Raw genomic sequence first — 15200 nt, 5'->3', positions numbered from 1 at the left:
TCATGACGCAACACCCCAGCTGGTTCGATGGTCGCACACCGCTAGCTGAGGATTGCGTGTTACCCCTAGTCATAGCCCGGCGGGCAGCAAAAGATCCGGACGCCCCGCTGGTGTCCTTTGCCGACGGTGCACAATGGACTAGCCAAGAGGCTTTGCAGCGCATGGAGGCAATGGCTGAGCTGTTGGCGGACAGCGGTGTTCGCCGTGGCGACCGCGTGCCCGTTTGGCTGCCCAATGGGGCCGACCTCCTTCAGGCTTGGCTGGGCTGTAATTATCTGGGCGCCGTTTTTGTGCCTCTCAACACGGATTTTCGCGGTAGCATACTGGCGCATGTTCTCAGTGAGTGCGATGCACGGCTGATGATTCTCCACCCCCAGCTCGCAGAGCGTGTTAGCGATATAGGTGACACTGCTCCGCCGTCTTTACTCCTCTGCGGCGGGCGTGATGCAGAGCAAAGCAGCCTGATACAAGAAAGTGCCCGTTATCTGGAGCAACTACCATCATCTACGGATGCTCCGCCCGACGCCGCAGATCTTGCAACCTGGGATCTGCAAATGGTGATCTTCACCTCAGGCACCACAGGTCCGTCCAAAGGTGTGCTCTGTCCCTATGGCCACATCTACAGCACCGCGCAAGCGACCTATGGCTACCTCAATAGCAGCGACACTATGCTTACGGAGCTGCCTATCTTTCATGTAGGCGGTGCAGCATCTGCAGTGGCGGCCTTGTGCAATGATGCGCGTCTGGCCTTATATCCCGGTTTCAGTACCCAGGATTACTGGCAACGCATCGCAAGCGAGGGGGCAACCGCAACGTCCGGGCTTATCGGCTCCATGGCGGACTTTCTCGCCCAGTCCTCGCCTGCCTCCACAGATCGCGATAACAGTCTACGGATGGTGACTCTGATGCTTACGCAGCAGGCCATGGACGTCAGCGAGCGTTTTGGGTTCAGTTACCTCTCGGGGTTCAATATGACTGAGCTCTCTGGCCCGCTCATTACCGATATCGACTGTCGCGTCCCGGGTTCCCTGGGAAAACCCCGGGATGGCTGTGAGTGCCGCGTGGTCGACGATCACGACCTGCCGGTGCCGGATGGCGAGCCCGGCGAGCTCATTGTGCGCAGCGAGTTCCCCTGGACATTGTTTGCCGGCTACATGAATCGTCCCGGAGCAACCGCCGAGGCCTGGCGCAACGGATGGTTTCACACGGGTGATCTGGTGCGTCACGACAGCGATGGAAATTACTTTTTTGTTGATCGCAAAAAGGATGCTATCCGCCGCCGCGGAGAGAATGTGTCCTCAGCCGAAGTCGAGGCCGAGGCGCTGCAACATCCTGCGGTCGGAGAGGTCTGCGCAGTCGCGGTGCCCAGTGAGCTTGCAGAGGACGAAATCCTCCTCGCCTACGTTCCCACGAATGATGAAGCACCGTCGCCCCGGGAATTGGCGGAGTTTCTTATTCCGCGCATGCCTCATTACATGGTTCCCCGTTACTTCCGCGCCATGACGAGCCTGCCGCGCACAGCTACCAATAAAATCCGCAAAATCGAGGTGCGCAGTGAGGGCGTTACTGCCGACTGCTGGGATCGGGAGAAGGCTGGACTCACACTCAAGCGCACCCGTTTTAACAGCTGAGGTGTATTGAAAATAAAGCATTACGAGTTCGCTTAAAAACCAAAGACAGTTTCATCAACCGCAGGAGAGTCACCCCATGAAGTTACCCCTATCTATGGCAGCCGTATTTCTTACGGCAATAAGTATGGGCATCGCCCTGGCACCTGCTGAAGTTCGCGCAGACGGTGAGAGCCCGCTGGTCGTGGCTCACAAGATGGTCAATGCCTGGAACGCCCGCGATGTCGACGCCATCGCCGATTTGTTCGCTGAAGACGGCCGATTCCTGAGCATGACAGCGCCGCCTGCAGTTAAAGAGGGCCGCGAAGTGATTCGCAAGGAGTGGGGAGCACTTCTGGCCGGCGTCAGCGAGATTGAGCTGCAGCTGCGCAATATTACGGTTAGCGGAAACTCTGTCCTTATCGAACGCCTTGATGTGTTTACCTACAATGGCAAGCTTGGCCGCGTACCCGTAGCCTGTGTCCTTGATATAGAGAATGGCAAGGTACAGGAGTGGCGCGAGTACTATGATCGCGCCTCGCTATTGAGCGAGATGGGTGTTGAGCAAATAGGCGAATAAGCAAAAAAAACCGGGACCGCATTATGCGATCCCGGCCTGTTGACCTCATGCAATTAGCGTAGGCAAAGGCCTAGCTAGAAGCGATACCCCGCTTCGATACCGTAGGTAGCCGGTGGATTGTAAAGACTGACATCGCCGCCGAGGAATTCGATGACATTCGCTCGAGGCTCCTCATCAGTGATGTTGCGACCCCAGAGGGCAAGGGTCCAGTTCCTTCCTTCAGGACTCAAGCCGATCCGACCATCAAGCATGCCGTAGGCGTCTTCGTAGGATACGTTCGTGTGAGCCCAGGGCATTTCGTCCTGCCAGGTATAGGACAGACGGAATTTCAGGGCACGGCCCCAATCGCCCAGAGACGCTGTGTACTCCATACCCGTATTCACCTGATTGTCTGGCGTACGCTGCAACTGGTTACCGGAAAAGTCTCCAGTACTGATTACGTAGTTCTCATACTCCGTATCGAGAAATGATCCCTTAAACCAGACCAGAAGATCGTTCGTCGCAGCAAAATCAATCTCGATCTCCGCACCCTGAATCTTCGCATCGGAGGCATTAGACACAATGTTGCAGAGGCAAACATCGTTGGTGAACTCTACCTGCAAGTTCTCATAATCCATCATGAACAATGCAGCGTTAACGCGCAGACGCCGATCCATGAATTCGGATTTCATACCCAACTCATAGCTAAGTACGGTCTCCGGATCGTAGGGAACCGTTGCACCTGCCGTATTGCTGGGTGTGTCCTGGAAGCCACCGGCCTTGTAGCCCTGAGATACGTTGGCGTACAGGAACACATCGTCGTTGATTGAATACTCGAGAATTCCAGACAAGGTGGTCTCACTCCAGGATTCACCATAGGGTGTGTCAAAACCACCACCGAGCGGGTAGAACGCAATGCCACCCATGCCGTCGGGCTCACCATTCAACGGGGTCAGTGGCACCGTGTCTGCAGGGTTGAATTTGTCGCCAAGTGCACGCACCAGCCCCCGTACCTGACCGTCGGTTTCATCTTCGGTGTACCGGGCGCCGAGTGTGAACTTCAGGTCGTCAGTGAACTTGTAGCCAACCTGGCCAAATACCGCGAGACTCTCGGTAGTAGCCTGATTCTGCCAATCGCTCTCTCCATTGAGTGAAGGAACACCGAGGAGAATCTCTCCCCAGAACAGGTCATTCTTGTCGACCTCGTCCTCCTGGTAGTACACGCCAAAAATGTAATCCGACGCGCTGTCGGGATTGTCAGAAACCAGGCGGAACTCCTGGGTAAACTGGCTTAGGTCTTCCGCTTCTCGCACAGGAAAATCAAAGGCAAACAGATAGGAAAACGTATCGGGTCCGCCAGTGGCGATGTATTCGAGAACCCCTGGCGCATCAGGTCCGAGGCCGGTTTGTGAATATTGGCTCTGGCCATCGCCGTCGCGGTAGCTGGTGATCGAAACCAGTCTCGAATTTTCAAAACCCTTTTCGAGGCGCAGGGTCAGGCTGGTCGCTTCACGCTCGTAAAACTGCAAAGAATCACCGGGGATGGTCGAGTACTGCACGGGCTCCGGGGCACATTTGCGAATATCCGTAAGCCCCAGTCCATCACGCACTACCGACCAAGGGTTACCGCCCTCGCCGATCGCGCAAGTGCCGTTACCCTCATCTTCCATATATTCAAAAGTCAGCCGACCCTCGAAGTCGTTGTCACCCTGATAAAGAAACGACAGACGGGCCTGAGTGCTGTCTAGGTTGTGAAGGTCGCGACCGGTAAAAGCGTTTGACGCAAAGCCGTCATTCTGACGCAGCTGCACAGAAGCGCGCATCGCCAGTTGATCCGTCAGCGGGACATTCACATGGCCTGTTAGCAACTGAGCACCGAGGTTGCCCACCTGTGCGCGAATTGCGCCCGAGGTTTCATCTAAATCAGGTTTTGCGGTAATGATGTTCACAGCGCCGCCCACCACATTCTTACCCAGCAGCACGCCCTGAGGACCGCGGAGGATTTCGACGCGCTCAAGGTCGTAGAAATCCATACTCATCAGGCCCATGCGCCCAACCACGACTTCGTCAAAAAATACGCCCACCGATCGCGAAGCACTCGGTGCATCAAGACGCGTGTTCATCACGCCGCGAATATTCAGCTCCATATCAAAGGGCGTCGGATTGGTGAACGAGACGCCCACGGTAGTTTGAGCCAAGTCTCCGGCATTGAAGACCTGAGCATCCTCGAGCTGTTGCCCGGTAAATGCTGAAACCGACAACGCCGAATCCTGCAGGCCAACCTCGCGACGCTGCGCCGTCACCACGACTTCTTCAAGTGCCTGGGCGCCAGCCTGCGGCACAGACACCACCGTAGTCAGGGGAATCAGCATGAGGGCTGCGCTGAGAGGGCTTAGAGTAAACAACGGCTCCCGGAGGGAACCCGCGACTGAGCTTAGTAATTTCATTAGGTGCATCCCGTATTATTTAATTATTTATATATTCAGTAGTGCATCCACACGCTGGTATCGATAAACTTGCATTAACGAACCTGTGTAAGAAGATTAGGACGCGCCCAAAGCGATGTCAATACAGAGCAAATCACAACAACACGCAGCCACAGCGGACGTTACCGAGGCATGAATGCAGGACAAGTTCGTGTGAACAGAGCATCCGAGAGCACACGGGGCTCTATGCTGACTCGCGCCAGCTCCATCACCCGCGCGCTGGATCAGGTCGGAGACAAATGGTGCCTGCTGATCATTCAGGAGGTCTTCTGGGGCATAAACACCTTCAGCGGCATGCTGGATGCCACGGGCGTATCCCGGGGCGTACTGTCGGAACGGCTAAAGTGGCTTCAGCAAATAGACTGCCTGCGTCGACGCCCCAGCGCACAAGGCAAACGTAGTAATGAATACCATCTGACGCGCAAGTCCACTCAGCTGTATGACTCCGCGCTAATGGCGATCGTATGGGAGCGCAAATACTTTCAAACGCCAGCGCTGGATGCGATACAGCTTCTGCATACACCCTGCGGCCACGTATTCACTCCGGTGAACCGCTGCGGCGAATGTCACAAACCCGTCGATGGACGGGATGTACGTTACTCACCGGGACCTGGCGCAACCAAGGATAGTCGCGTCAAAAAAGTGCGCCGCCGGTCTTCGCTGCCCTCCTCCATTGTGCCGAGCGACCGTAACTTTTACCGCAACCTTGTTGATATCGTGGGCGATCGCTGGACCGCCAATGTCATTGCCCTTGCGTTCCACGGTCATTCCCGCTTCGACGAATTTCATGAAGAGCTACCCGTCGCTACCAACATTCTCAGCGACCGACTGAAGTTTCTGAAGGATCGCGGCGTATTTGGCGCCCGACCTTATCAGGAACGACCGCGGCGCTATGAGTATTATCTCACCGACAAGGGCTGGGACCTGTATCCCTATTTTCTAACATTGCTGCAGTGGGGTGATCGCTGGTGCGACAACGAAAACAACGGTGCACCTATGCTCCTTGAGCACACAGCTTGCGGATCACCCCTCAAGGGCATTGTTTGCTGCGACCATTGCGATGCGGAGCTTAAGCCCTTCGATGTCAGTATCACGCTCTCGTAAGCAGTACTACGCACATTCACTCGCTAACGCTACATTCACGCAAAAAAAGGAAACGCGCGCCATGAGCACCCTTTTCGCCAATCACGCAGAGAAACTCCAGGCTGCTGTCAACGCCTGCAAAACGCGAGAGTCCTACAGTGGATGGCCGGAGAACCCTTCCAGCAAACTCCATGGTGACGAACTTCCTGCGGCGGGTAAGGCGCGCTTTGATGCACAGCTGGGAAAACCATTTGAGTTAGAGCAGCCCGCTGAGATCGGGCGATTAGGCGAAGAGCGATCGCCGTATACCCGCGAGCTTCTGGGTATAAGCTATCCCAAGGTCGACGTCCCGCAACTTTTCCAAGCCATCGAGCAGGCAAAGCCCGCATGGGCTAGCGCCGAGCCTGAAACTCGCCTTGGCATCTGTCTGGAGATACTGGAGCGCTGCGGCGACCAGTTGTTTGAAAATGCCCACGCGACTATGCATACCTCGGGACAATCCTACGTGATGGCCTTTGCTGGCAGTGGCGCAAATGCCCTTGATCGCGGCCTGGAAGCACTCGCCTACGCGCATAAGGCAATGGAAGACGTGCCCGCGAGTGGCCGCTGGCAACGCCAATTTGGCCGCGACGGAGTAGCGGATCTGCACAAACAATACCGGATCATGCCCCGAGGAGTGGGCGTGGTCATTTGCTGCGCCACCTTTCCTTTGTGGAATGCTTACCCTGCGCTTTGCGCCTCTTTGGCAACGGGAAACCCGGTCGTTCTCAAACCACATCCGAACGCTGTGCTGCCCGTCGCACTGGTCGTCCGTACTGCACGGGAAGTACTGGCCAAAGCGGGCTTTGATCCCAACTTGGTATGCCTTGTGGCCGACGAACGCGATGCACCGGCTACTCAGGCATTGCTGGACGAAGACGCCACCTCTATTGTCGACTTTACCGGCAGTCCGCGCTTTGGCGGCTGGCTCGAAAACAATTGTCCCGGCAAGCTCGTTTACACGGAGACCGCCGGCTGCAACAGCGTTGTCCTTGAGTCCTCTAACGATCTCGATGCCACCGCGCGCGCTATTGCCCAGTCTCTTTGTCAGGCATCGGCACAAATGTGCACCAGCGTGCAAAATGTCCACATACCGGCCGACGGTGTGCGAGTCGGTGACAAACGCGTGAGCTACCAAGAGGTCTCGCAAGCAATCTGCGCGGCAGTGGATGACTGGCTCACCGAGGAGCGTCGTGCAGCAACGTTGTGTGGCACTCTGTTCGATGACGCCGTTCAGGAGACCGTAGATCGCTATCGAGAATTGGCGGGGGACCGCATTCTCCGCGACTCGGCGCCCTTTGCTATCGAAGGCTTCCCATCAGCAAGAACGGCAACGCCTCTGGTTATAGCCGCCACTGAAGCGGACCGTGACTGGTATCGACAGGAAGTTTTTGGGCCTGTGTCTTTTCTTATTCGCAATGACGACGCGCAGCACTGCCTTGCGGACGCCACGGGCAATGCCCGCGACTGCGGCGCAATCACCTCACACGTTTACAGCACCGATGAGGCATTTTTGGAAAAAGCGGTAGACGCCTACCACGGCGCTGGAGCGTCGGTTGCCTGTAACCTCACGGGGATGCCCATTAATTTTGCCGCCGCTTACTCCGATTATCACGTCACCGGCCTGAATCCCGCCGGTAACGCCTGTCTCACCGATCTGGCGTTTGTGGCGAATCGCTTTCGAATTGTGCAAACAAAATATATGGCGCCCTAAGACGGATCGGGGCAGCGAAGCGATATTCTGGTTTTTTAGGGGCTCCCGGCAAACAATGCTCAGGGAGCATCCTGAGACTGCAACCCGGGACTTTAGCCCGTTGATCGGGCTGTCCCCTTTCGATCTGGACGCCGATTTCTTTTGCCACCACTTACTACCGAGCGTACCCCTTTGAATTACGCCATCCTTCATCACTAGGACTTTGCTGGGGAATCCTGTGACGGGTGCCGCTCAGCCGTATTGAATTCGCGAAGCCAACCGTCAATCTCATCCGGCGGCAACGGCTTGCAGATATAAAAGCCCTGCGCATAATCGCAGTTCAACTCGCGCAGATGCTGGAGAGTATGTTCGCTCTCTACGCCCTCGGCGACCACCTCCAAATCCATCGCGCTGGCAAGGGACAATATTGACTCGATGATTTGTCGGTCACTCGGGTCACTGTCTAGGTTCATCACGAAACTGCGATCAATCTTTAACTGCCGAATTGGCAGTTTTCGCAGGTAGTTCAGCGAAGAATACCCAGTACCAAAGTCATCGATGGAAATGAGCACTCCCGACTCTGTCAGGGCATTGAGCTTGCGACTCACCTCCTCCGGGGCTTGCATAAACACCGATTCGGTTAACTCAAGCTCCAGTAGACGGGGATTCACACCAGACTGCTGAATCAGGTCTATCGCTTGCTGATACCAGGTGTCGTCCGCCAGATTCCGCATAGAAATATTGACAGCAACACTGATGTTTTGACCTCCAAAGGACTTTATTTTTTCGATGGCCTGCGCGATCACCCACAAAGATATCGGGTTGATCATAGGACTCACCTCAGCCATAGGAATAAACCGCGCAGGTGGAACGAGACCGTGTTCGGGGTGTTGCCAACGCAGCAAAGCCTCGACCCCCGTCACGCGACCACTGGCAAGGTGAACCTTTGGCTGGTAGTGCAGCAGTAGTTGATCGCCACCGATGCAAGCCTTGAGCTGTGACATTAGAGCAAGGCGTTCTCGAGAATGGGGATCGAAACTCTGGTCATATACAACCACAGGCGTCGCCGAGCTCTTTGCCTGATACATGGCGACGTCTGCGCAACGCAGCATTTCGTGACTGTCTTCGCGGCCTTCGGAGGTGATGGCGACACCAATACTGCCATCGATGCTAAGAGACAAATCATCAGCGACGTATGGCGCACGCACTGCCTCGAGAATTTCCATTCCCAGCGCTGTGGCCTCCGCCTCCTGAAGGCGGACCTTTAACAGAAGGACGAACTCATCACCTCCCAGACGTGATGCAAGGAGTTCACCCGGCGCATCGATCTCACTAAGGCGGGGACCAATTTCCTTGAGCAGTTGATCACCCACGTGATGACCGAGGGTATCGTTGACCTCCTTGAACTTATCAAGATCCAAAAGGAACAGGCAGGCGCCGCTGTCGGGGTTTTCCAAAACGTGCTGTCGAAAGGTCTCGTGCAGCGCTCCGCGATTAGGCAAGCTGGTGAGCGAATCATGGTTCGCGCGAAAGGTCATCTGCTCCAGATGCCCAACACTGCTCAACGCCAAACCTATAGTTCGGCCGAGGGCAGCGTATCCCTCGTAGTCAGCTTCATTCAGTTTGCGCTGTCCGCCAAGAACATAGTTGCAGGTGCCGTAAACTCTCTCTCCACTCAGGAGCGGAATAATGATCATCGTACCAATCTGATCTGCAGCGTGCTTCCTTGCGAGCGACTGTGCCAAGTCGTTCACTCTACTGTCGGTAGCCATTTGCTCGACCACCTGCACACTACCGCTACGCACCGCGGCACCACTTAAGGAACCCTCCAACGCCAACTCAGGGTTGCTCGCCGCCAAGTGCCCAAGACGGCCACCAGTCTCCAACGTCACCAGCTGTCGTTTATCTTCGTCAAGACGATACATCCAAACCGTTGATCCGGGCTCCGCTTCAAGCAGAAGATCGATACTCTCTTTCACAACGCTCTGGGTAGAACTCAGCTGCCCCAAGCGTTGAGCAATGCGATTGCTCTGACGTAGGAGCAGCCGACCGCGGTCGAGCTCTCGCTGATTTGCAAGAAAAGCTACAAACAGCAAAGAGAGCGATGATGCCATGGCAGCAAACTGACTAATCACAATCAGGTCTACTCTTAAAAACTGGCTATCAAGGGTCAGTCCGGAACCAAAGGCCGCGAGGAGGAGTGTCACCCCACGTACAAAGAAAAGAAACGCCGCGATTTTTTCGGCCACACCGTGTACACGCAGCGTCAAGGCTATGTACCAAAACACCGCCACGAGCCCCATCACCGGTACGATCACACCCCGAAGGTTCATGGCCCGCAACAACGCAAAGGAAAGTACGGTCGCAACAGCCGCCAAGAACAAGTAACGCCCGGAGAAGCTCTGGTGCGCATAGATGGCCGTCCCTTGCAGCAATAAAGGAATTGCCGCAGCAACCGAAAGTACGCAAAGCCAGATAACGGGTGTTACCGAACCTGGAGTGACCGCCGGTAGCGTCGCAACAGTGATGAACAAGGCAAACAAGCCGCCTGCCCAATAGAGATTATGGCGCTGACCACGGTCACTCAGCCAAAGGCCGCCGAGGAGCAAACTGACCAACAGGCTGTTGGTCAGGAGGATTGTCTGATCAGAAAACAGGCCTTCCGGCATGCTCTGCCCTTTCTTATTTTCAGCAAAAAAGGCTAGCACAGCGACTCAGGCGAAGTCACATAAAATGTTGAAATTTGAAGAAAAAGTTAGATTCAGCGCCGAGCGGAAGAGATCATTGACGGGCACCTTCTATGACACCTTCTCGAACACTTCTCAGCGCTGTGCCCTCGCGCGAACCAATAAAGTTACACCACTACTAACACGCTGTACTTTCCTGGTTTTAGTGCTGAATCTTTTCGATAGACGGTACCAGTCGATATCCATCAATAACTCGGGTCGAGGGACGATAGTGCCTCACCGTGATATTGAAGACACCTGATGCATTTTCAATAGGGATACGGTTAACGGCACCTGCGTCACAACCCAAGCTGACTGTATAGCTGCCATCAGCATTAGGGGTAGCAAGCTCGCTGTTCACGTTCGCGACATCGTCGAACATAAATCCCGAGCGGTCGTATACCGTGAAGGACCAAAACGCGTCATTGCCGGGATCTTCGAAGGTTGCCTGATAGCAGCCCTCGGCGGGTAGATTAGGGGTTAGCTCGTAAACATTGTCACGAACCTGTGCCCCACCCCAACCAGCGGCAGAGGCAACCTGGTGAATCTCCGGTACAAAAAAAGCGCGCGACTCGTCGGTCGGAGCAGTGAACATACCCCGTGACAAGGTATCCGGGCCATAGGACTTAAGCAGCTCAAAACGCTTAGCTTTTAGCGCATTTTCTACTGCATAGAACGAATCCCTGTTTACCGGCTCAGTGGAAAACGCTTCACTGCTTAGCGCTTCGATTCGCATTGCCGCCTGATAACGTTGCACCTCTTCGCTCGAGAAAGTCGCATCAAGACGCACAATGACATACACGTGACTCCCAGTATGGGTGGCAAGCTGATACGTGCCGCCGCCATAAGACATAGGCTGCGTTCGATGGTCCTCGGTGACCGGCTGCATCGAGAGATACTTGCCCTCGGGCACCTCGGGGAGCGTGACCGTCGCGCCTTGGGAAACATCCACGACCGCGGACGAGTAATAGGAATCACGATTCATTCGAACGACAGGCTGGTCGGCCGTGGGTGTAAGCTGAGGTCGATGCACGAAGCGATTGACCTCACCCGCTAGCGCCTGTGCACGGATCATCTGCCGCGCCGTTTCCGCATAAGGGTAGGACGCTTCCGTAACCACGAGCCCAGTATCAGCGAAAAACTCCTCTGGCGGCATTGGCGAACCGGCGTGAACGAGCAATGAAGAGAAAAGGCTCAAAACGGCGACTGCGGTGCATAATTGAAGGCGTACACGTTTAAGAATCATTAGTAACTCTCCAGTATTTTGAGCGTCAAAGGGATTGGGCTCGAGCAAGTCTCGGCCATCCAATCATAGCCTGTCACAACGAGGCTAACAGGGTATTAGTTGTGTTGGTGTTCATTGATTACAACCCGGTAGACGCTGCGACTATAGGAGCGCTGGTCTTCTAAAAACTCAACAGCACCTGATCTACACAGCTATGCACCGCATCGCGACCAAGGTCTCCAATTGCGGTAAAAGCGAATGCAGTTTGGAATCCGTCTGCGGTTTCATGGTGGTGAAGAGCTTTTGCATACACCTCTTCCTGTTGCGTGCTTGTGGGCGCTGGATTGATTCCAAAAACAATCTCGCTTTCGGCTGGCAAGGGAGCTGCAAGGTTCGCCAGCATGCCGCCATAACCCAGATTGATGATTTTGCCTTCATGGCTTTGGGAAAGTGCACGGCGGTTTTTGATCGTTTGGTATCTCAGAGGCAGATCTACATCGACTCTCGGCGATGTTCGGACCTCCACTTCGGGGATCGAAATAGATTTTGGCCGACGTACGGCTCGAAGCTTGTGCACCGTGACGGGTTGGTTCTGCCCTCGAACGTGTATCTCTCGGCTTCGGTCGGTCTCTAGATCTTCGCGTGCCGCTTGATAGCAGGAATCGCTCAGGAGCACTTCGCCGCGCAAAGCGAATTTCTCCAGGCGCGCGGCAATATTCACGGCGTCACCGATCACTGTGTACTCGTGGTACTTCTCGGAGCCAAAAGACCCTGCCATGACATGACCACTACTCACACCGATGCCCATGTAGAGTGGCGCTAGCCGCAGGGCAACCTTACCTCTGTTGAGCAAATGCATCGCATCCTGCATTGCAGCGGCACAGGATATTGCCTGCCCCGCATGCTCCTGACTGTTCTCTGGAGCGCCAAACAGGGCCATGATGCCGTCGCCGAGAAACTTATCAATATAGCCCCCGTGCTCGTGGATAATTCGGGTCATTTCGGTAAAAAAAGGCTGGAGCATACCGACGAGGACATCAGGGTCCGTACTACCGGCGAGGCTGGAAAACCCGCGCAAATCCGCCATTAAGATCGTAACTGGTCGACTTTTGGGATCAGTGGGCAGTGGTTCTCGTTGATTTTCGGCGCTATTCAAAACGGTACTTCCTCCCTGAAAGGAGCAAAGTATACAGCTGGGAAACCGCTTATCGCAGTAAGCGTTGGCAGATTCTCCCATGACTAAAAGTAGCAGTCATTGCCCCGGGCGTGCGCCCGGCAAGCTTGATTACTGTGCCCTTTGGGGGCTGCGGGTAGATATAGGGTTTGCGTCGCGTTACCGCTCGGCATAATCTCCTACGGGTTTTAAAACTGAGGCTTACTCCATGCTGTTCTCCGTGCTTCGACGTATCATCGTCGCCCTCGTCAGTTCCTTGTACGTAGCCGCCTTTACTGTACAGGCTCAACCGGACGGCACAGCCTCTTACCGCTCTGACTATGCCGCCTATCAATCCGCCTGCGAGACGTTGCCACGTCCGAACGTAGATTGCGCCTGCGTTGCTAAAGCGCATGCCACTTGGGCGCACATGGCTCCGGATAGGGCCTACGCTCAGTACTTGCTGGAGCTGTACCGGCAACGTCTGGGTTTGCCCGGCGATGCCGATGCGAGACTCGAGACCTATTTCAATCAGGGCGGCTCTAAGGATGAACTCAACTTCCGAGCGAGCACCGCGTTCGATAGTATTGATCGCGGCGATCCTTTTCGTGACGACTCGGTACAAGGCTGCGTGATCCCCAATGCACCTCAACCGCAACTGGACATGCCGCCGGCCGGAACCTTTTACGAGACGGTTTATCCCAGGATGCTGGCGTCTTTGGGCAACGAGCGGTTCGTACAGTGCGAACTGATCGAGACCAGCAAGCTGATGTCCGTCGATGCCTTCGAGGCCAGGACGCGCGTGGGCAATCTCGCGGCGCCAACCAGTACAGAAAGCTCTAACGAAGTGGGTGCGCGAGTGATGGGTTTACCGCTCCAGCAGTTTGACGAGCTGGTTGGGCAGGCAAATGCTGCCTATGCCAAAGCGGGGGTAACTACCCGAGACCCGGGAGCTTATTGTTCGGCACTACTCGCCGCTGAAGACTCACGGGGTAAAGTAAAGGATCGCTATGTCCGCGATGCAGCGGGACGAGCGGGACCACCAGTCGGCCTGGCAAACGTTGATGTAACAAATCCGCGACCGGCAATTACCAACACACTCGACGCCTCGGTGATAGCTATGCAAGCCGAGGCCCAGGCAGCTGCGGATCAGGCCAGGGCTGAAAACGCCGACGTGCTGGCGGAATTGCAGGTATTACAAGCAGGAGGCAGCCCCATCGGCGCGTCGCAAACGGAGGTCGCTGACCTGGAAAAGGAACTGAAGGAAATGCAAGCGGGCGTGGAAGCACAGATGGCGGCGGCGTCCAGCGCCGGATCCACGGGCCCTAGTCAGACCGAGCTGCAGGCTGCCTGCGCGCGCTCGGGTATGGGCTCCGCATTCTGCGCCTGTTTCACACCACGCTTTGTCGACGAAATAGTCCCGATTGCAGGTTCTTCTGCCTACATGCTTGCCGCAAGCGCGCTGCCAGAGGGCTTCGATCCCATGCAATCCATCGCATTTGCGCAGACTATGGATATGGGGGTGCTGATGAATGTTTCACCGAAGGTTGACGCGCTGGTGGATGCCTGCGACTGAATCAACCTGCGGGCGGCGTCGCAAGTTAAAAAGCTTACTGACGGCAGCGTGGGTGCTTTCTAAGCCGCCTCCAGCCTGCCCTCAACGAGCCGTTTTGCGGGCTTCCAGCGCGCCGCCTTAATCTCCGCTTGAGCCTTTGCCAATGAGTGCGCCTGCTGCATGCTCAGCCAGCTCTCTGCAGTTCTGCCCAGCACTACTGACAACTTGACAGCCATCGAGGGTGTAACGTCCGTCTGGCCACGCATGATGCGGCTCAGCGTACTCTTGTTGACCCCCAAGCCCTCAGCAATAGCGGTAATAGTAAGCTCGCCTTCCTCGATGTAAACACCCTTGATGAACGCCCCAGGGTGCAAGGGGATTCGTTTTTTAGCCATTAGTGTGGGTCCTCATAGTTCACAACATGGGCATCGCCGTCTTCAAACTGGAAGGTGATGCGCCAGTTTCCGCTAACGTTCACGCTATATGTGCCCCTACCTTCGCCGTGCCACTCGTGGAAGCGCCAGCCTGGGAGGACGTCCATATCCTCGGGACAGGTAGCAGAGTTCAGCGCATCAAGACGTAACTCGATTTTTTTCGCATCCTTCGCCTGAATGCCCTTCTTCGCCCCCTTCTCGAAGAACTCTCTCAGGCCTTTGTGCTTCCAGCTCTTGATTGCCATGAAACCATTATAGTTGGTTGCCCGTTGCGCAACAAGCGATGAGCGCCAACAACGGCGACCCCACACTCAAAGCCTAAACAGGGCTCACGGTATTCAGGGGGGGGGGAGCCGCTAGTTGTCGAACGCCAACGAGCCGCAAACATGCGCTTTTTGCTCAGATACGCTCTATCGCACCCCAGTGTTCCGGCGTGTTCGTCGTAAGGCTTTAATTCCAGCGAGGAAAAATGGCGCGCCCGGCACGATTGATTCAAACAGCCTAAGGGCTGTTTTCACCCTGCGGGCGGCGTCGCTGCGTTTCTCCGTCTAAAACGCTCCTTTGATCTGCATTTGTGATGTAACCGCGATTGCCTCTCGCGGTTACACCCCTTCGGGGCGGCGTCGCTGCGCTCCACCGT

General features: G+C 55.6%; 11 protein-coding genes. 5 read left to right on the top strand and 6 right to left on the bottom strand.

Annotated elements, in window-relative coordinates; all coding sequences use genetic code 11:
• The first annotated feature begins 2 nt into the window (after positions 1-2).
• Both AB8B76_RS11880 and AB8B76_RS11875 read left to right on the top strand, forming a co-directional pair.
• Positions 3-1631 (top strand): AMP-binding protein, encoded by a 1629-nt coding sequence (locus AB8B76_RS11880; protein ID WP_405272730.1) that lies wholly within the window; start codon positions 3-5, stop codon positions 1629-1631.
• Between the two features lie 76 nt (positions 1632-1707).
• Positions 1708-2187, top strand: a complete 480-nt coding sequence (locus tag AB8B76_RS11875) for an SgcJ/EcaC family oxidoreductase (protein WP_405272728.1) — start codon at positions 1708-1710, stop codon at positions 2185-2187.
• 74 nt (positions 2188-2261) lie between these two features.
• On the opposite strand, the gene AB8B76_RS11870 is transcribed toward AB8B76_RS11875, so the two are convergent.
• Positions 2262-4613 carry a TonB-dependent receptor gene (locus AB8B76_RS11870; protein WP_405272726.1) on the bottom strand — a complete coding sequence of 784 codons (2352 nt, stop codon included), beginning with the start codon at positions 4611-4613 and terminating at the stop codon, positions 2262-2264.
• A gap of 192 nt (positions 4614-4805) precedes the next feature.
• Here AB8B76_RS11870 and AB8B76_RS11865 point away from each other — a divergent pair, with 192 nt between their 5' ends.
• Together AB8B76_RS11865 and paaN are read left to right on the top strand one after the other, a co-directional pair.
• On the top strand, positions 4806-5756 hold the full coding sequence (locus AB8B76_RS11865; RefSeq protein WP_405272724.1) for a winged helix-turn-helix transcriptional regulator: 951 nt from the start codon (positions 4806-4808) through the stop codon (positions 5754-5756).
• A 61-nt stretch (positions 5757-5817) separates the two neighbouring features.
• Positions 5818-7488: a phenylacetic acid degradation protein PaaN gene (gene paaN / locus AB8B76_RS11860; protein ID WP_405272722.1), complete on the top strand. Its 1671-nt coding sequence runs from the start codon at positions 5818-5820 to the stop codon at positions 7486-7488.
• A 194-nt stretch (positions 7489-7682) separates the two neighbouring features.
• On the opposite strand, the gene AB8B76_RS11855 is transcribed toward paaN, so the two are convergent.
• The 3 genes from AB8B76_RS11855 to AB8B76_RS11845 form a co-directional block, all read right to left on the bottom strand.
• The gene (locus tag AB8B76_RS11855) at positions 7683-10136 is read right to left on the bottom strand and encodes a putative bifunctional diguanylate cyclase/phosphodiesterase (protein WP_405272720.1); all 2454 of its coding nucleotides are present in this window, start codon (positions 10134-10136) and stop codon (positions 7683-7685) included.
• Between the two features lie 220 nt (positions 10137-10356).
• Entirely contained in the window at positions 10357-11439 is a 1083-nt protein-coding gene (locus tag AB8B76_RS11850; RefSeq protein WP_405272718.1) for a DUF1254 domain-containing protein, read from the bottom strand.
• 160 nt (positions 11440-11599) lie between these two features.
• The gene (locus AB8B76_RS11845) at positions 11600-12574 is read right to left on the bottom strand and encodes an adenylate/guanylate cyclase domain-containing protein (RefSeq protein ID WP_405272717.1); all 975 of its coding nucleotides are present in this window, start codon (positions 12572-12574) and stop codon (positions 11600-11602) included.
• Positions 12575-12800: 226 nt separating this feature from the next.
• On the opposite strand from AB8B76_RS11845, the gene AB8B76_RS11840 reads away from it, so the two are divergent.
• Positions 12801-14147: a hypothetical protein gene (locus AB8B76_RS11840; RefSeq protein WP_405272715.1), complete on the top strand. Its 1347-nt coding sequence runs from the start codon at positions 12801-12803 to the stop codon at positions 14145-14147.
• A 59-nt stretch (positions 14148-14206) separates the two neighbouring features.
• Here AB8B76_RS11840 and AB8B76_RS11835 read toward each other — a convergent pair whose 3' ends face one another.
• Together AB8B76_RS11835 and AB8B76_RS11830 are read right to left on the bottom strand one after the other, a co-directional pair.
• On the bottom strand, positions 14207-14521 hold the full coding sequence (locus AB8B76_RS11835) for a HigA family addiction module antitoxin (protein ID WP_405272713.1): 315 nt from the start codon (positions 14519-14521) through the stop codon (positions 14207-14209).
• Positions 14521-14805 (bottom strand): type II toxin-antitoxin system RelE/ParE family toxin, encoded by a 285-nt coding sequence (locus AB8B76_RS11830; protein WP_405272711.1) that lies wholly within the window; start codon positions 14803-14805, stop codon positions 14521-14523. The genes AB8B76_RS11835 and AB8B76_RS11830 overlap by 1 nt, the downstream gene beginning before the upstream one ends.
• Positions 14806-15200: the final 395 nt, after the last annotated feature.

The sequence above is a fragment of the Congregibacter sp. genome (assembly GCF_045107095.1).
Taxonomy (GTDB): Bacteria; Pseudomonadota; Gammaproteobacteria; order Pseudomonadales; family Halieaceae; genus Congregibacter.
The sequence above is the reverse complement of the archived record's forward strand: the minus strand, read 5'-3'. Positions and strand labels throughout refer to the sequence as shown.

Bases quoted from the DNA above. Each gene is read 5' to 3' on its own strand.
- AB8B76_RS11880 (WP_405272730.1), top strand. From the start codon at position 3: ATGACGCAACACCCCAGCTGGTTCGATGGTCGCACACCGCTAGCTGAG.
- AB8B76_RS11855 (WP_405272720.1), bottom strand. From the start codon at position 10,136: ATGCCGGAAGGCCTGTTTTCTGATCAGACAATCCTCCTGACCAACAGC.
- paaN (WP_405272722.1), top strand. From the start codon at position 5,818: ATGAGCACCCTTTTCGCCAATCACGCAGAGAAACTCCAGGCTGCTGTC.
- AB8B76_RS11875 (WP_405272728.1), top strand. From the start codon at position 1,708: ATGAAGTTACCCCTATCTATGGCAGCCGTATTTCTTACGGCAATAAGT.
- AB8B76_RS11850 (WP_405272718.1), bottom strand. From the start codon at position 11,439: ATGATTCTTAAACGTGTACGCCTTCAATTATGCACCGCAGTCGCCGTT.
- AB8B76_RS11835 (WP_405272713.1), bottom strand. From the start codon at position 14,521: ATGGCTAAAAAACGAATCCCCTTGCACCCTGGGGCGTTCATCAAGGGT.
- AB8B76_RS11840 (WP_405272715.1), top strand. From the start codon at position 12,801: ATGCTGTTCTCCGTGCTTCGACGTATCATCGTCGCCCTCGTCAGTTCC.
- AB8B76_RS11830 (WP_405272711.1), bottom strand. From the start codon at position 14,805: ATGGCAATCAAGAGCTGGAAGCACAAAGGCCTGAGAGAGTTCTTCGAG.
- AB8B76_RS11870 (WP_405272726.1), bottom strand. From the start codon at position 4,613: ATGAAATTACTAAGCTCAGTCGCGGGTTCCCTCCGGGAGCCGTTGTTT.